Below are 16,943 nucleotides of genomic sequence, written 5' to 3' on the forward strand. Positions count from 1 at the left end.
CCTATCCATGTACCTACGGCGCCGCGCAGCGCCGGACGGCAACGAGGCCGGTCCGGAGCGCGGCGCCTTCGCCGTGCCCGTACGCCGCCCACCACCCCCGGGCGGCTGCCGGGCCGGCGCGCACCACTGCAAGGGGGGCGGCACACCGCCGTGAAGAGGATGTTCGTGGCTCCGGATCCGGGGCGTCTGAGACTCAGGAACTCGGCCCGCGCCGTCATCGGCGTCGCCGCCGCCGTCGCACTCGCCGAGCTGTGCGGCCTCTCCCTGACCGCCTCCATCACCGGGGGCCTCGCGGCCCTGCTGGCCCTCTTCACCGTGCTCGACGCGACCGTCCGCGCCCAGCGGGCCACCACCGCCCTGCTGCCGCTCGCCGGATTCCCCGTCCTGGCGCTGGCCACCACCCTGCACGGGGTGCCGCTCGCCCGGGACGCCGCCTTCCTCGCCGTCGTGTTCGCCGGGGTCTACGCCCGCCGCTTCGGCCCGCGCGGGCACGCCCTCGGGATCTTCGGCTTCATGATGTTCTTCGTCACCCAGTTCCTGCACGCCCAGCCCGGCCAGCTGCCCGAGCTGTACGCCGCCGTCGGGCTGGCCCTCCTCGCCGCCGGGGCCGTGCGCTTCGCCCTGTGGCCCATCGAGCGGCGCACCCCGCCTCCCGCCGCGCCGCCCGGCCTGCCGGGCACCGGGCTCGCCCGGCCCACCACCCGCCAGGCCTTCCAGGCCACCGCCGCCTGCGCCTTCGCGCTCGGCATCGGCCAGGCGCTCTCCGAGGACCGCTGGTACTGGGCCGTCGGCACCGCCTGGTGGATCTTCGTCAACACCGCGTCGCGCGGCGAGACCCTCGTCCGCGGCTTCCGCCGGGTCCTCGGCACCGTCCTCGGCATCGCCGCCGGGCTGCTGATCGCCGTACCCCTGCACGGGACGCCCCTGCCCACCGCCGTACTCGTCGCCGTCTGCGTCTTCGGGATCTTCTACACCGCGGCCCCGTCGTACTCCTGGATGATGTTCTTCGTCACCGTCATGGCCGGCCTGCTCTACGGGCTCCTCGGCGTGCTCCACCCCGGGCTGCTGGTCCTGCGCTTCCAGGAGACCGCGATCGGCGCCCTCGGTGCCGCCCTCGCCGTCGTGATCATCCTCCCGGTGACCACGCACGCCGCCAACGACGCCTGGATCCAGCGAGCCCTGCACTGTGTGCGGGCCTCCACCGCGGCCTCCCTCGACCGGCTCGCCGGGAACCCCGACGCCGACCCCGCCCCCCACGCCGCCGAGCTCGAACTGCTGCTGGGCCGCGTACGGATGGCGCTCGCGCCCCTCGTCCACCCGCTGAGCCCGCTGCGCGCCCGCAAGGCCAGGGCCCGGCAGGTCCTGGCGCTGCTCGACGACTGCGCCCGCGAGGTCCGCGGGCTGGTGGCAGTCGCCGCCGACCCGCAGGCCTCGCACGACGCCAGGCTGGCCGCCGCCTGCTGGCGCGTGGAGGCGGCCGTGGAGGCCCTGACCGCCCCGCGGAGCACACCGGAACTCACCGCTCCGGTGCCGGCCCGCCCGGCACCCGCCGAGCCGGCCCTCGCCCACCTGCACGGCATCGAGCACGCGCTCGTCGCGCTCGCCGCCCCGCTGCGCACCGACCCGCGGGCCCCGCTGGTCATCAGCGCCTGAGCAGTCCCTCCGGGTCCAGCCCCGCAGGCAGCCGGCCCTCGGTGTGCACCACCCCGAGGGCCTGGGTGGCCCGGGTCAGCGCCACGTACAGGTCGCTCGGCTGGAGGTCGGCCGGTTCCACCACGATCACCGTGTCGAACTCCAGCCCCTTGGCCTGGCGCGGGTCCAGGAGGACGGCCTCCCGGGTCAGGTCCGGCTCCGCACCCGCCCGGACCTCCGGCAGTACGGCGGCCAGGGCTCCGTGCAGCGCGCGCGGCGCGATCACCGCGAGCCGCCCCTCGGCGGGCCGTTCCCGCTCCACCGCCTCCCCGACGGCCGCCGCCAGGTCACCGGACGCCCGCGCCCACGGCCGCACCCCGGTGGACCGCACCGAGCTCGGCGGTTCGAAGCCGGGATCGCGGGACCGCAGCACGGACGCCGCCACCTCCATGATCTCGGCGGGCGTACGGTAGTTGACCCCCAGCCGGACCAGCTCCCAGCGCCCGCCGACGTACGGGCCGAGGATCCGCTCCCACGATCCGCACCCCGCTTCGTCGGCGGTCTGCGCGGGATCGCCGACCAGCGTCATCGACCGGGTCGGGCAGCGCCGCATCAGCAGCCGCCACGCCATCTCCGACAGCTCCTGCGCCTCGTCCACGATGACGTGTCCGAAGGCCCAGGTACGGTCCGCCGCGGCCCGCTCGGCCGCGCTGCGGTGGTCGGCCTCCTCGTGCCGCTCGGCCATCCGCTCGGCGTCGATGATGTCGTGCGCCGCGAGGTACTCGTTCTCCTCGTCCTCGAACTCGTACGACTCCGAGCCCTGAGACAGGTCCAGCACCCCCTGGGCGTAGGCGATGCGCCGCCGGCGCTCCCGCTCCTCGGCGGCGCGCCGGGCGCTGTCGTCCTCACCGAGGAGCTCGGCCGCCTCGTCCAGCAGCGGTACGTCGGCCGGCGTCCAGTCCGGGCGCTGCGACGGCTCGCGCCGGATCAGCTCCGCCTCGTGCGCCGGCAGGTGCGTGGGCTCCGCCAGGAAGTCCGTGACCAGCCGTTCGGGCGTGAGGGAGGGCCACAGCGAATCGATCGCGGCGTGCACGGCCGGGCTCATCGCGATCTCCTTGCCCAGCTGTGCCACGTCGTCCGAGCCGAGCAGGTCCGGGCCGCCGTACGGATCGGCGCCCAGCCGGTCGGCGAGCTGCGCCGTGAGCGCGTCGATGATCCGGAAGGCGAAGGTGGGCCGGGCCTGGTTGTGCGGCAGCCCCGTGGCCCGGGCCCGGTCGCGCGCCTCGTACGCCATGGTGCGGTCCAGCAGCAGGATGCCGTAGTCGTCGTGGTCGATCTCGAGCGCGGGCTCGGGGACCGTGTCGAACTCCTCGCCCCGGTCCGCCGGCATTTCCTCCGGCAGGCACTGCCGATCGGCGACCACCCGGGCCAGGACGTCCGCCATCGCGGCGCGGCCCTTCACCGCGGCGGCGCCGGGGCGCTCGGTTCCGGTCGCGTGCACCCCGGGGAACAGCTCGCCGGGGGTCGCCAGCAGCACTCCCGTCTCGCCGAGCGCCGGCAGCACCCCGCCGATGTAGCCCAGGAAGGCGGGGCCCGGGCCGACGACCAGCACCCCGCGCTTGGCGAGCTGCTCGCGGTGCGCGTACAGGAGGTACGCGGCGCGGTGCAGCGCGACCGCCGTCTTTCCGGTGCCCGGACCACCCTCGACGACGAGCACGCCGCGGTGCGGGGAGCGGATGACGCGGTCCTGCTCGGCCTGGATGGTCCGCACGATGTCGTGCATCCGGCCGGTCCGGGCGGCGTCGAGCGCGGCGAGCAGCACGGCGTCCGCGTCGGCGCCCTCGTACCCGGTGCGCTCCGCGTCCGTCAGATCCAGGATCTCGTCGTGCAGGGCGGCGACCACCCGCCCCCGGCTGCTGATGTGCCGGCGGCGGCGCAGCCCCATGGGCGTGTGGCCGGTGGCCAGGTAGAACGGGCGGGCGACCTCCGCCCGCCAGTCCAGGACCAGCGGGGTGCGCTCGGCGTCGTCCGCCCGGATTCCGAGGCGGCCGATGTGGTGGTCACGCCCGTCGGAAAACTCCAGACGGCCGAAACAGAGGCCGTTCTCACCCGCATTCAGCGCGGAGAGCAGGCCGGTCTGCTCGGCGACCAGGACATCGCGCTCCAGGCGGGCCTGGAATCCGGTCCCGACATCGCGCAGGGCACCTTTGACCGCGCGTTCGGCCTGGTCACGCAGGCGGTCGAGGCGCAGATAGAGTTCCGTGACGAATTGCTGCTCTTTCCGGAATTCCTCGGTTGACAATTGCACTCCTGCCGCGATACAGTGTCCTCGTAAGGTTCTTCACGTCTTCGTTTATGGAGAAGTCACGAACCAATCAATATACGCTCTCTCCTCCCTCGGCAGCGAATTCAGCCGGGGGATTTTTTGCGTACCGTGGTTCTCATGACCACCGCACACGGCTCTGCCGACGGCATCGTCTACCGCCTCGCCCGCCCCGATGACGCGGGAGCCATCGAGGCCCTGGACGGCTCCTTCACCACCGACACGGTCTTCGAGGTGGCCGCCTCGGAAGCCGGCTTCACGCTCCGCGAGGTGCCCGCGGACCCGCCGGTGTACAAGGAGTTCCCGCCCGAGGAGCACGACGAGCAGGGGCTCGGCCGCGGCTCCGGTGCGCAGGGGAATGCGCGGACCTTCGTGGCCCTCGACGGCGGGCGGCTGTGCGGCTTCGTCGCCGCGGGCTACGCCGCCTGGAACCGGCGCGTCACCATCGAGGACATCGAGGTCTCCCCGGAACACCGGGGTCGCGGCATCGGCCGGGCGCTGATGGAGTGCGCGGCCGACTTCGCCCGCGAACACGGCGCCGAACACCTCTGGCTGGAGGTCAGCTCCGTCAACGCTCCTGCCGTGCACGCCTATCGGCGCATGGGCTTCACCCTCTGCGGCCTCGATACCACCCTGTACGGCGGCACGCCTGCCGTGGGCGAGCAGGCGCTGTTCATGAGCCGGCCCTGCCGCTGATGTGGTGTGGTGCAGGGGCAACCGGTGTGCCGAACTCCCGGACTGTGGCGGATCGTACGCGCTGTCGGCACCGGTGCGCAGTCCGATCCGCGAAGATCACCCGGAGGGGTGCTGCGGACGCGCCTGGCGCACACCGCTGACCTGCGGTATATACAACGGGCGAGTGCTCATTGCACATTCATCCGGCACGTACAGGGTGGATCTGGTCGGACAGGGGGTAACGGTCCGGAATGGAAATACTTCCACAGCGCTCCACCACCGCTCAGGTGTGGGAAGCGGCCGAGGAGTTCATCCGACTCTTCCACAGGGAGAACCCCGACGCGGGTGATCCGCGTGCCCGGCTCGCCGCCGTACGGGCCGAGCTCGCGGAGACCGGCACCTACCGGCACACTCCCGAGGAACTGGCCCACGGCGCCCGTGTGGCCTGGCGCAACAGCAACCGCTGCATAGGCAGGCTGTATTGGAACTCGCTGCGGGTTCGTGACCGCCGCGGGCTCACCGACGCCGACGGCATCGCCGCCGAGTGCTTCGAGCACCTGCGCGAGGCGACCAACGACGGCCGGGTCCGGCCCACGATCACGGTCTTCGCCCCCGACGCCCCCGACCGACCCGGCCCGTTGATCTGGAGCGAGCAGCTCGTCCGGTACGCGGGCTACGGGGACCACCCCTCCGTCATCGTCGGCGACGCCCGCAACGCCCCGCTCACCGAGGCCCTGCTGCGGCTCGGCTGGCCCGGCGGCTCCGGCAGCCCCTTCGACCTCCTCCCGCTGGTGGTCCAGGGGGTCGACGACAAGCCCCGCTGGTTCGACACCCCCGCGGACGCCGTGATGGAGGTGCCGATCGAGCACCCCGACGGTGACGGGGGCGGCGACGGCTGGGGGGACTGGGGCCTGCGCTGGCACGCCGTGCCCGCCATCTCCAACATGTGCCTGGAGATCGGCGGCGTCCACTACCCGGCCGCCCCGTTCAACGGCTGGTACATGGGCACCGAGATAGGGGCCCGCAACCTCGCCGACACCGACCGCTACAACCTGCTGCCCGCCGTGGCCCGCCGGCTGGGCCTGGACACCACCAGCGACCGCTCGCTGTGGAAGGACCGTGCCCTCGTCGAGCTCAACCGCGCGGTCCTGCACTCCTTCGACCGCGCCGGAGTCACCATCGCCGACCACCACACCGAATCCCGGCGGTTCCTCTCCCACCTCGCTCGGGAGGAGCGCAAGGGCCGCGAGGTCGGCGCCGACTGGTCCTGGATCGTGCCGCCGATCTCCGGTTCCGCGACGCCCGTCTTCCACCGCACGTACGAGGACCGGCAGAGCCATCCGGCGTACGAGCACCACCCGGGCGCGTCCGAACGCGCCCAGGGGCGGGATTTGGTCTAGACCTTCTGTTACGGTCGGCTCCGGACGGATCCGGCAGCGGCGGAGAGGGCAACCGGTGGGCGACGTGGAGACTACGGACCAGGGCGGCGAACACCGGGCCTACATCGGCTCGTTCACCTCGGGGGGCGGCCGCGGTATCACCACCGCGGCCGTGGATCCGGCCACCGGGGCGCTGACCCCGGTCGCGGCCGTGGACGCCTTCCCCAACCCTTCCTCCCTGGCTCTCGCTCCCGGGACCGGCCTGCTCTACGCGGTGAGCGAGACGGACGACGGCGCCGTGGCCGCCTTCCGGCCCACGGCCGCGGGTCTGGACCCGCTCGGCGCCGCGGTTCCCGTCGACGGCTCAGGCCCCACCCATCTCAGCCTGTGCGGTCAGCGGCTGCTGACCGCCAACTACACCTCCGGCAGCGTCAGCAGCCTCCCGCTGACCGCGGACGGCAGCCCCGGCGGCCCGCCGTCCGTCCTCGCGCACCAGGGTTCCGGGCCCGACCGGGACCGGCAGGAGACCCCGCACGCCCACCAGGTGCTGCCCGATCCGAGCGGCCGCTGGGTCCTCAGCGTCGACCTGGGCACCGACTCGGTACGGGTGTGCGCACTGGACCCGGAGACCGGGGCGCTGCGTACGCACGCCGAGACCGCGCTGCGCGCCGGAAGCGGACCGCGCCACCTCGCCTTCCACCCCGACGGCACGGTCGTCTACGTCGTCCACGAGCTGGAGCCGCAGCTGACGGTCTGCCGCTGGAACGCGGCATCCGGGCAACTGGAACCGGTCGGAGAGGTTCCGGTGACCTCTGGGGGCGCTCCAGGGGCCGAGCGGGACTACCCCTCGACGCTCGTGGTCTCGCCCGACGGGCGGTTCCTCTGGGTGGCGATCCGCGGCGCCGACGCCATCGCCACTCTCTCGCTGTCCGGCAGGGCCGAGAAGCCGCAGCTCACGGACGCCGTGCCGTGCGGCGGCAGCTGGCCCCGGGATCTCGTGTCCGACCCCTCGGGCCGCCGGCTGTACGTGTCCAACGAGTGGTCCGGGAACGTCACGTGGTTCGAGGTCGATCCACTGACGGGCCGGCCGCGCCGGTCCGGCCAGGTGGAGGTGCCGGCCGCCGCCTGTGTGGTCTTCTCCTGACCTCCCACGCCGCGAGGGGCCCCCGCCGACCGGCGGGGGCCCCTCGCGTCGTGCTGGGCGGGGTCAGTGCGCAGAGGCCCCCTGGGTGATCCCGAGCGCCGCGGAGTACTGCGCGACGGCCAGCTTGCCGAGCGCTCCGTAGGCGCCGAGGACCTCGGCGGCGGCGCAGTCGGCCTCCTTGCACGCGGTGTCCAGCAGCCCCTCGGCGGCCTCCGGGCCGATCAGGTACGGGGCGAGCGCGAGCTGCGTGGAGCCCTCGCGGCGCAGCTGCTCCGCGACGGCGGCCACCGAGCCCTCCTGGTCGAGTGCGGCGGCCTTGACGGGGACGGCGAGCCGGGCGGCGAGCAGCATGCCGGTGATCCCGGCGGCCTGCACGGCCTCCTCGCCACCGGTGGTGGCCAGCACGATGCCGTCGGCGGCGGTGGTCACGGTGAACAGCCGCGCGCGGTCGGCGCGGGCCAGGCCCGCCTCGGACAGCCGCACGTGCAGGCCCTCGGCGAGCAGCGGGTGCGGGCCGAGTACGTCGGCGAGCTCGGCGGCGGCCGAGGAGTCCATCAGCGCCTGGCGGACCCGGCGGAGCAGATCGCCGTCCGGACCGGCCAGCAGCGGCACGACCACGGCGTCGGGGCCGGTCGGCGCCGGCACCTCGTGGCCGGCGGCGCGGGCGAACTCCGCACGCTCGGCACGCTCGGTCGCGACGGTGGTCAGCACGCCCGACAGGGAAGGGAACTCGGAGCCGTCGTCACCGTCGAGGAAGCCGATCCGGGCGTCGAGACCCGGAAGCTCGGAGCGGCCGATGCTGATGATCTCTTCCGCCAGCCCCCGCGAGGCGGAAGAGGGGGCACCGGGCACGGCGAGCACCAGCGCGGGCGCGCCCTGGGGCGCCGCCGCGGGCTCGGGCCGGCGGTGCCGTCCGGTCTGGCGGGGTCGCGGCATTCGTACGGGCAGGCCATTTGCGGGCCCAGTGGGGGAGCTCATGGCGCCGCATGCTACTGGCTTATGGCAACCGGGTGTTTGGGCAGGGCCTCATCCCGCGGCATCTGTCCGCATTTATCCGATGAAGGGCAGACACGGTCAACTGACGGGCGGCGGGCACCAGTCACCCGGGTGCGCGGCCGTCAGGCGTTGAGCATAAGGGAGCGGACCGGTCACAGGCCGCAACGCCGGGCCCGCATGGGACCAGTAGAGTGACGCAGCGTGGCACCACGACCCTTGAATGAACTCGTTGAAGCAGGCTGGGCGAAGGCCCTGGAGCCCGTCGCCGGACAGATCGCGGCCATGGGGGACTTCCTCCGGGCCGAGATCGCCGCCGGGCGGACGTACCTCCCCTCGGGCGCGAACGTCCTGCGCGCCTTCCAGCAGCCCTTCGACGACGTCCGCGTCCTGATCGTCGGACAGGACCCGTACCACACGCCGGGCATGGCCATCGGCCTCAGCTTCGCCGTCGCCCCGGAGGTCCGCCGGCTGCCCCCGAGCCTGGAGAACATCCATCGGGAGATGAACTCCGACCTCGGACTGCCCAGGCCCTCCAACGGGGACCTCACCCCGTGGACCCGGCAGGGCGTGCTGCTCCTCAACCGGTCCCTGACGACGGCCCCGGGCAGAGCGAACGCGCACCGCGGCAAGGGCTGGGAAGAGGTCACCGAGCAGGCGATCCGCGCCCTTGCCGCGCGGGGCACACCGCTGGTGTCGATCCTCTGGGGCCGTGACGCCCGCAACCTGCGGCCGCTGCTCGGGGACCTCCCGGCGATCGAGTCGGCGCACCCCTCCCCGATGTCGGCGGACCGGGGCTTCTTCGGCTCGCGCCCGTTCAGCCGGGCCAACGACCTGCTGGGCCGCCAGGGGGCACAGCAGGTCGACTGGCGACTGCCGTAGGGGGCGTACGGGCGATCCCTGAGTCCGGGCCCGGCCCGGCGCATCCGTTCCGGCCGCCGAAGGCGAAGGATGGATGCATCGGGACCCCGGCACCCCCGGCCGCCGTCCCGGGTCGGAACGAACGGAGCACAGCCCGTGAGTACGTACCCCCCGAACCCGGCCCCCGCCCCGGCCACCGGCCTGCGGTGCCTGGTCACCGGCGCGAGCGGCTACATCGGCGGCCGCCTCGTCCCCGAGCTGCTCGACGCCGGCCACCGCGTGCGCTGCCTGACCCGGACCCCGGCCCACCTGCGGGACCACCCCTGGGCCGCGCGTGCCGAGGTGGTCCGCGGCGACGTCACCGACGCGGAGAGCCTGCGGCCCGCCCTGCGCGGTGTCGACGTGGCCTACTACCTGGTGCACTCCCTGAGGTCCGGACGCGACTTCGAGGAGACCGACCGGCGCGCGGCCGCCACCTTCGCCGCCGAGGCCCGCGCTGCCGGGGTCGGCCGCATCGTCTACCTCGGCGGTCTCACCCCGCGCGGCGTGCCCGAGCGGGAGCTCTCCCCGCACCTGCGCTCCCGGGCCGAGGTGGGCCGGATCCTGCTCGACTCCGGGGTGCCCACGACCGTCCTGCGCGCCGCGGTCGTCATCGGTTCCGGGTCCGCGTCCTTCGAGATGCTCCGCTACCTCACCGAACGGCTCCCCGTCATGGTGACGCCGAGCTGGGTCAGCACCCGCGTCCAGCCCATCGCCGTACGGGACGTGCTGCGCTACCTCGTCGGCAGCGCGCGCATGCCGCGGCACGTCAGCCGGGCCTTCGACATCGGCGGCCCCGACCGCCTCACCTACCGGGACATGATGCTCCGCTACGCGGCCGCCGCCCGGCTGCCCCGGCGGATCATCCTGCCCGTCCCCGTGCTCACCCCGCGCCTGTCGAGCCAGTGGATCGGCCTGGTCACGCCCGTGCCGGCCGCCCTCGCCCGCCCGCTCGCCGAGTCGCTGAAGTACGAGGTCGTCTGCGCCGAGCACGACATCGGGCAGTACGTGCCCGACGGCCCCGGCGCCCCCATCCCCTTCGACCGTGCCCTCGCGCTCGCCCTGGAGCGGGTCAAGGAGGCACGCGTCACCACCCGCTGGTCCAACGCCTCGCTGCCCGGCGCCCCCAGCGACCCGCTGCCCACCGACCCCGACTGGGCGGGCGGCAGCCTCTACACCGACGAGCGCGAACGGGCCGTCCCGGCGAGCCCGCAGCAGCTCTGGCAGGTCATCGAGGGCGTGGGCGGGGCGAACGGCTGGTACTCCTTCCCGCTGGCCTGGGCGGTACGGGGCCGGCTCGACCGGCTCGTCGGCGGGGTGGGCCTCCGCCGGGGCCGGCGCGACGCCCGGCGGCTCCGGGTCGGCGACGCGCTCGACTTCTGGCGGGTCGAGGAGATCGAGCGGGGGCGGCTGCTGCGCCTGCGCGCGGAGATGCGGCTGCCCGGACTCGCCTGGCTGGAGATGCGCGTCGAACGCGACGGCGCCGGCGGCACCCGCTACCGCCAGCGGGCCCTGTTCCACCCGCGCGGCCTGGCCGGACAGCTGTACTGGTGGAGCGTGGCGCCGTTCCATGCCGTGGTCTTCGGCGGCATGGCCAAGAACATCGCCCGGACCGCCGAGAGGGCGGCGGCCGAGTCGGCGGGCGAGCCGACGGGCGACGCGGTGGCGGCGCAGGCCGCAGGGGCCGCGGAGGCCGGAGGGCAGTCGGGAGGCCAGGCAGCCGGGGATGCGGCCGGTCCGCCGCCGCATCCGTGACACGGCTCCGGCCGGAAGGACACGGTAAGCCAGCACAACAGCCCGCCCGGCCGCCGTCCCCGCGCGGCGGCCGGACGACCGACCGCCGGGAGTGGCGCCATGAACTCCGTCGTCCTGTTCACCTCGGACCTCCGCCTGCACGACCATCCGCCGCTGCGCGCCGCCCTGGAGTCGGCGGACGGGGTCGTGCCGCTGTTCGTCCGGGACCCCGCCGTCGACCGGGCCGGCTTCGCGGCGCCCAACCGCCTCGCCTTCCTCGCCGACTGCCTGGCCGACCTCGACGCAGGCCTGCGGGAGCGCGGCGGCCGGCTCGTCGTGAGCAGCGGCGACACCGTGGCCGAGGTCTGTGCCGTGGTGCGGCAGGCAGACGCCGGTGAGGTGCACATGGCGGCCGGGTACTCCCGCTTCGCCCAGGACCGCGAGGCCCGGCTGCGGCAGGCCCTGGAGGCCGACGGGCGCCGCCTCTGCGTGCACGACGGGGTGACCACGGTCGTGCCGCCCGGCGAGCTCACCCCGCAGGGATCCGACCACTTCGCCGTCTTCACCCCGTACTTCAGGCGCTGGCAGGCACACCCGCGGCGGACGCCGCTCGCCGCGCCCCGGATGGTCCCGGTGCCCGCCGGGGTGCGGTCCGGGGAGCTGCCCGCCCGCTCCTCCGTGGCGGACGTGTCCGAGGGTCTGCCCGCCGGAGGGGAGACGGAGGGCCGCCGCAGACTGGGGGCCTGGCTGTCCCGGCACGCCGACGCCTACGAGGAGCGCCACGACGACCTCGCGGGCGACGCCACCTCCCGCCTGTCCGCGTACTTCCACTTCGGCGCCGTCTCGGCCGCCGAGGCCGTCCACCTGGCGCGGACCCGCGGCGGGCCGGGCCCCGAGGCCTTCGTACGGCAGTTGTGCTGGCGGGACTTCCACCACCAGGTGCTCGCCGCACGCCCGCAGGCGGCCACGGCCGACTACCGCAGCCGGGCCGACCGCTGGCGGCGGGGCAGGGCGGCGGAGGACGACCTGCGGACCTGGCGGGAGGGGCGCACCGGCTATCCGCTGGTGGACGCCGCCATGCGGCAACTCGCCCACGAGGGCTGGATGCACAACCGGGGGCGCCTGATCGCCGCCTCCTTCCTCACCAAGACGCTGTACATCGACTGGCGGGAGGGCGCACGGCACTTCCTCGCCCTCCTCGTGGACGGCGACATCGCCAACAACCAGCTCAACTGGCAGTGGGTGGCGGGGACAGGGACCGACACCCGGCCCAACCGGGTGCTGAACCCCGTCCTCCAGGGCAAGAGGTACGACCCCCACGGCGCCTATGTCCGCCGCTGGATCCCCGAGCTGGCCGCTCTGTCCGCCGGGGCGGTCCACGAGCCGTGGAAGCTCACCGGCCTGGACGCGGCCGCCTGCGACTACCCCGCCCCCGTCGTGAGCCTCGCCGACGGCCTGGCCCGCTTCCGCCACGCCAGGGGCGGCGACTGACCCCGCCGGGCCTCGCGGGGGATACCGACGCACAAACGATGCGAGTTGTTTCGCGCCCCCTGCGCGCCGGAGCCTGAAGGGGCCGGGCCGCAAGCCCCCGGCCTCCGGCAGCGAGGAGGCGCATGCGGCATGCTGTACGACGAGGAGGGCGGCTACCGGCCAGAGCGATGCGGGCCGCGTCAATCGCCCACGGTCGCCGCCCTCACGCACAGGACGTCCGGCAGGTGCTCGGCCAGCAGCTGCCAGCTCTCGCCGTCGTCGTGGCTGGCGTACACCTCGCCGTTGCGGTTGCCGAAGTAGACGCCCGCAGGGTCCGCGTCGTCGGTGCACAGCGCGTCCCGCAGGACCGTGCCGTAGTGGTCGCCGGCGGGCAGCCCCTTCGAGAGCGGCTCCCAGGTGGCGCCGGCGTCCTGGGTGCGGAAGACCCGGCACCGGTGTTCGGCCGGGACGCGGTCGGAATCGGCGTTGAGCGGGAAGACGTAGGCGGTGTCCGGCCGGTGGGGGTGTGCGGCCACCGCGAAGCCGAAGTCGGAGGGCAGTCCGCCGCCGATGTCCGTCCACCGTGTGCCCGCGTCGTCGCTGCGGTAGACGCCCCAGTGGTTCTGCAGGTACAGCCGGTCCGTGTCCCCGGCGTCCTGGGCGATCTTGTGCACGCACTGGCCGAACTCCGGGTGCGGATCGGGCAGGAACACCGCCGAAACCCCCTCGTTGGACGGGGTCCAGCTGGCGCCGCCGTCCTTGGTCCGGAACACCCCGGCGGTGGAGACGGCCACCGTCACCGCGTCCGGGTCGCGGGGGTCGGTGATCACCGTGTGCAGCCCCTCACCGCCGCCGCCCGGAACCCACTGGTCGCGGCTCGGGTGCTCCCACAGCGGGCGGACCAGCTCGAAGGACTCACCGCGGTCCACCGAGCGGAACAGCGCGGCGGGCTCCGTCCCCGCGTAGACCACGTCCGGGGCCTCCGGGCCGGCCGGCTGGAGCTGCCAGACCCGCTCCAGCGAAGCACCGGTGTCCTTGGGGAACTTCACCGCGGCCGCGGCCGGCTCCCGCCAGGTCGCGCCGAGGTCGTCGGAGCTGAAGACGGACGGCCCCCAGTGCAGACTGTCCGCGCCGACCAGCAGCCGGGGTGCCGCGCCCCGCCGGTCGACGGCGGCCGCGTACACGGCCTGGGCGTTGAAATGGGGCCCGTCGAACTCCCAGGGGCCGTCGCCTCGTCGACGGCCGATGAACAATCCCTTGCGGGTCCCCACGAGCAGCAGTACCTCGGCCATGGCCGGCACCTCCGGACTTCGTCGTCCACGTGTCTCAGGCTTTTCGGACAGTCTGCACCCGCCCACTGACAGCGGCCCTGCGGGCGCAGCGCAGCCCTCAGCTGCCGATCGATACCGATCATTTACCCTGCAGAAATGGTTGCTGCTTGCATATGGGTGTTCGCAATAGGTTGACTTCAGGCCACTGCCGTCGCGTGCGAGAGGACCTACGTGGCCACCGAGCACTTGTCCCCGCTCGACCTCGCCTTCTGGCGGATCGAATCCTCCGCCCACCCCATGCACCTGGGCGCCCTCGCCGTCTTCACCGCCGCCGGTTCGGGAGCCGGACACGCCGCCGGTTCCGGCGCCGCCGAACACGCCGCCGAGCTGCTCACCGCCCGCTGCGCCGCCGTGCCGGGCCTGCGCCGCCGGATCCGCGACGTCCTGCTGCCCGTCGGCGCGGCCGCCTGGTCGCCGGACCCGCACTTCGACCCGGCGCGCCACGTGTTCCTCGTCCGCACGGACGCCCTCGATCCGCACGCCGCGGCGGGGCCCCTCATGGCGCGGCCGCTGGACCGGGACCTGCCGCCCTGGGAGGCGCACGTACTGGCCGGGCCCGACCCGGAGTCCTTCGCGGTCCTGTTCAAGTTCCACCACGCCCTCGCCGACGGACTGGGTGCCCTCGCGCTGGCCGCCGCCCTCTTCGACGAAGGCCCCTCCCTGCGGACGCCCCCGGCGCGACCTGTCTCCGAGCAGCGCCCCGTCCCCGGGCAGTGGGCCGGCTCCGCCCTGCGCCGGCTGCCCGGTGCGTTCGCGGCGCGCGTTCAGGACGTCGGCCAGGCCCTGGAGATCGGCGCCGCCGTGGCCCGCGCCGGGCTGCCGCTCGGCGTGCCCGCGGCCCTCACCGCCGACGCCGCCGGTCCGGCGACCCGTACGACCGCGGGTCTCGCCCTCGACCTGGACGAGGTCAACCTGGTCCGCAAGGGCGCCGGGGGCACCGTCAACGACGTACTGATCGCCCTGGTCGCGGGCGCACTGCGGCGCTGGCTGGCCGGCCGGGGCGACCCCGAGCCCCGCGGCCCCGGACCGCGCGCCCTGATCCCCGTCTCCCGCCGCCGCGGCCCCGGAGGGACCGCCGGCGCCGGAAACCGGCTCTCCGGAAACCGGCTCTCCGGATACCTGCTCCGCCTCCCGCTCGCCGAGCCCGACCCGCTGCGCCGCCTCGACCGCGTCCGCGTCGCCATGGACCGCAACAAGGACGCCGGCCCCGCCCGCGGCGCCGGGGCCGTCGCCCTCCTCGCCGACCACGTCCACCCGCTCGGCCACCGCCTCGGCGGCCCGCTCGTCGCGCAGGCCGCCCGGCTGCTCTTCGACATCCTCGTCACCAGCGTCCCGCTGCCGGGCCTCACCTTCTCCCTCGGCGGGAGCCGGGTCCGCGAGGTCTACCCGCTCGCCCCGCTGGCGGCCGGCCAGTCCCTGGCCGTTGCCGTCTCCACGTACAAGGGGACGGTCCACTACGGGCTGGTCGCCGACGCGTCCGCCGTCCCCGACCTGACCGCCCTGGCGGGAGCCCTGCGCGCGGAGCTGGACGGGCTTGTACGAGAGGTGTCGTAGTACGAGAGATTTCGTTGTACGGTGGGTCTCGTACTTAGCCGCCGATCCCCGGCGCGCCCGGTGATGTCTGGAGAGCCTTGAGATGAGTGCTGCCCCCGCTGCCCCCGCCGCTTTCGCCGCCCTGTTCGCTCCCTACACCCTCCGCTCGGTCACGATCCCGAACCGCGTGTGGATGGCCGCGATGTGCCAGTACAGCGCCGAGGCCTTCGGCCCCAACGCGGGCGTGGCGAACGAGTGGCACTTCGCGCACTACGCGGCCCGCGCCGTCGGCGGCACCGGCCTGATCGTCCAGGAGGCCACCGCCGTCTCCCCGGAAGGCCGGATCACCCCCTACGACCTCGGCATCTGGAACGACACCCAGGTCGAGGCGCTGCGCCGGATCACCTCGTTCCTCAAGGCCCACGGCGCGATCCCCGGTATCCAGATCGCCCATGCCGGACGCAAGGCCTCCACCGACCGGACCTGGAAGGGCGGAGCCCCGGTCGGGCCCGAGGCGCACGGCTGGCAGCCGGTCGCCCCGAGCGCAGTGCCGTTCGCCGAAGGGCACTCCCTCCCCCACGAGCTGACGACCGATGAGATCAGGGAGATCGTGAGCCGGTTCGCCGCGGCGGCCGAGCGCGCGTTCGCCGCGGGCTACGAGGTCGTCGAGATCCACGGCGCCCACGGGTACCTGATCGGGGAGTTCCTCTCCCCGCACAGCAACAGGCGCACCGACGAGTACGGCGGCTCCTTCGCGAACCGCACGCGCTTCGCCCTCGAAGTCGTGGACGCCGTACGGGCGGTGTGGCCCGAGGAACTCCCGCTGTTCTTCCGGATCTCGGCCACGGACTGGCTGGAGGAGGAAGGCTGGACCGCCGACGAGACCGTCCGGCTGGCCTCGCTCCTCCAGGAGCACGGGGTGGACCTCCTCGACGTCTCCACCGGCGGGCTCGCCCCGCACGCGAAGATCCCCGTCGGCCCCGGCTACCAGGTGCCGTTCGCCGCCCGGGTCAAGGCCGAGACCGGCCTGCCCGTGGCCGCCGTCGGCCTGATCACCGAACCGGAGCAGGCCGAGAAGATCCTGGCCAACGGGGAGGCCGATGCGGTCCTGCTGGGCCGCGAGCTGCTGCGCGACCCGTACTGGGCCCGCCGCGCCGCCGCCGAACTGGGCGCGGAGATCCCGACGCCCGCCCCGTACCACCGGTCCTGGTGACCCCGGTGCGGTCCGGCCCGGCCGCGCGCCCGGGCCGCACCACCCCTGCCCGTCCTACGACGCTTCTCGTACGATGGGACCCGGAGCAAGCCGGAGCGAGTGGAGCAGGGACATGACGGAACGTGACGCGGCCCGCGCCCTCGCCCACCCCGAGCCGGACGCGATCCGCCTGGAGGGCGTGCTCCACGCGCTCTCCGACCCGGTCAGGCTGTCCATCGTCCGGGATCTGGCCGGGTCGTCCGCGGAACTGGCCTGCTCGTACTTCGACCTGCCGGTCACCAAGTCCACGACCACCCACCACTTCCGCGTCCTGCGCGAGAGCGGTGTCGTGCGCCAGACCTACCGCGGCACCACCAAGTTCAACACCTTGCGCCGCGAGGAACTCCAGTCGGTCTTCCCGGGACTGCTGGACAGCGTCCTCACGGCCGCCGCCGCCGAAGAGGCCCGCCTCGCCGGACAGACCGGCGCCTAGTAGGCGCCGGGGAGGGAGAGGCCGGCGTAGACCTGGTTGAGGACGGTGGGCAGCAGGCAGCGCGGTGCACACCACTGCCACCCAGTGCCACACGGGTGCCCCGGCCCCAGGACTTCCCCTCGTCACCTCCTAATGCTGTTGTCA

At 74.1% G+C, this 16,943-nt stretch carries 13 protein-coding genes; 10 read left to right on the forward strand and 3 right to left on the reverse strand.

Annotated elements, in window-relative coordinates; translation table 11 throughout:
* Positions 1 to 159 precede the first annotated feature (159 nt).
* Positions 160 to 1,653: an FUSC family protein gene (locus tag J7E94_RS25885; protein ID WP_215019218.1), complete on the forward strand. Its 1,494-nt coding sequence runs from the start codon at positions 160 to 162 to the stop codon at positions 1,651 to 1,653.
* Here J7E94_RS25885 and J7E94_RS25890 read toward each other — a convergent pair.
* Positions 1,643 to 3,934, reverse strand: coding sequence for a UvrD-helicase domain-containing protein (locus J7E94_RS25890; protein ID WP_215019203.1), 2,292 nt, complete (start codon positions 3,932 to 3,934; stop codon positions 1,643 to 1,645). The two genes, J7E94_RS25885 and J7E94_RS25890, sit on opposite strands and share 11 nt — an antisense overlap.
* 141 nt (positions 3,935 to 4,075) lie before the next feature.
* On the opposite strand from J7E94_RS25890, the gene J7E94_RS25895 reads away from it, so the two are divergent.
* From J7E94_RS25895 to J7E94_RS25905, 3 genes are all read left to right on the forward strand, one after another.
* Positions 4,076 to 4,651 carry a GNAT family N-acetyltransferase gene (locus J7E94_RS25895; RefSeq protein ID WP_215019204.1) on the forward strand — a complete coding sequence of 192 codons (576 nt, stop codon included), beginning with the start codon at positions 4,076 to 4,078 and terminating at the stop codon, positions 4,649 to 4,651.
* Positions 4,652 to 4,881: 230 nt separating this feature from the next.
* Positions 4,882 to 6,030, forward strand: a complete 1,149-nt coding sequence (locus J7E94_RS25900) for a nitric oxide synthase oxygenase (RefSeq protein WP_215019205.1) — start codon at positions 4,882 to 4,884, stop codon at positions 6,028 to 6,030.
* Positions 6,031 to 6,094: 64 nt separating this feature from the next.
* Entirely contained in the window at positions 6,095 to 7,153 is a 1,059-nt protein-coding gene (locus J7E94_RS25905; protein WP_215019206.1) for a lactonase family protein, read from the forward strand.
* 63 nt (positions 7,154 to 7,216) lie between these two features.
* Here the strand turns inward: J7E94_RS25905 and J7E94_RS25910 are convergent, their stop codons facing one another.
* Positions 7,217 to 8,131: a sirohydrochlorin chelatase gene (locus tag J7E94_RS25910; protein WP_215019207.1), complete on the reverse strand. Its 915-nt coding sequence runs from the start codon at positions 8,129 to 8,131 to the stop codon at positions 7,217 to 7,219.
* A gap of 219 nt (positions 8,132 to 8,350) precedes the next feature.
* Here J7E94_RS25910 and J7E94_RS25915 point away from each other — a divergent pair, with 219 nt between their 5' ends.
* The 3 genes from J7E94_RS25915 to J7E94_RS25925 all read left to right on the forward strand — a co-directional run bounded on the left by J7E94_RS25915 (position 8,351) and on the right by J7E94_RS25925 (position 12,271).
* Positions 8,351 to 9,028, forward strand: coding sequence for a uracil-DNA glycosylase (locus tag J7E94_RS25915; protein WP_215019208.1), 678 nt, complete (start codon positions 8,351 to 8,353; stop codon positions 9,026 to 9,028).
* 69 nt (positions 9,029 to 9,097) lie between these two features.
* Complete coding sequence (locus J7E94_RS25920; RefSeq protein WP_215019209.1) at positions 9,098 to 10,801, forward strand: SDR family oxidoreductase; 1,704 nt, start codon at positions 9,098 to 9,100, stop codon at positions 10,799 to 10,801.
* 99 nt (positions 10,802 to 10,900) lie between these two features.
* Positions 10,901 to 12,271, forward strand: a complete 1,371-nt coding sequence (locus tag J7E94_RS25925; RefSeq protein ID WP_215019210.1) for a deoxyribodipyrimidine photo-lyase — start codon at positions 10,901 to 10,903, stop codon at positions 12,269 to 12,271.
* A 179-nt stretch (positions 12,272 to 12,450) separates the two neighbouring features.
* Here J7E94_RS25925 and J7E94_RS25930 read toward each other — a convergent pair whose 3' ends face one another.
* Positions 12,451 to 13,542, reverse strand: coding sequence for an exo-alpha-sialidase (locus tag J7E94_RS25930; protein ID WP_215019211.1), 1,092 nt, complete (start codon positions 13,540 to 13,542; stop codon positions 12,451 to 12,453).
* Positions 13,543 to 13,752: 210 nt separating this feature from the next.
* On the opposite strand from J7E94_RS25930, the gene J7E94_RS25935 reads away from it, so the two are divergent.
* The 3 genes from J7E94_RS25935 (at position 13,753) to J7E94_RS25945 (ending at position 16,799) form a co-directional block, all read left to right on the forward strand.
* Complete coding sequence (locus J7E94_RS25935; protein ID WP_215019212.1) at positions 13,753 to 15,135, forward strand: wax ester/triacylglycerol synthase family O-acyltransferase; 1,383 nt, start codon at positions 13,753 to 13,755, stop codon at positions 15,133 to 15,135.
* Positions 15,136 to 15,217: 82 nt separating this feature from the next.
* Positions 15,218 to 16,327, forward strand: coding sequence for an NADH:flavin oxidoreductase/NADH oxidase (locus J7E94_RS25940; RefSeq protein ID WP_215019213.1), 1,110 nt, complete (start codon positions 15,218 to 15,220; stop codon positions 16,325 to 16,327).
* A gap of 112 nt (positions 16,328 to 16,439) precedes the next feature.
* On the forward strand, positions 16,440 to 16,799 hold the full coding sequence (locus tag J7E94_RS25945; protein WP_215019214.1) for a helix-turn-helix transcriptional regulator: 360 nt from the start codon (positions 16,440 to 16,442) through the stop codon (positions 16,797 to 16,799).
* Positions 16,800 to 16,943 lie beyond the last annotated feature (144 nt).

Origin of the sequence: Streptomyces sp. ISL-94, assembly GCF_018614075.1 — a bacterium.
Classification (GTDB): domain Bacteria; phylum Actinomycetota; class Actinomycetes; order Streptomycetales; family Streptomycetaceae; genus Streptomyces.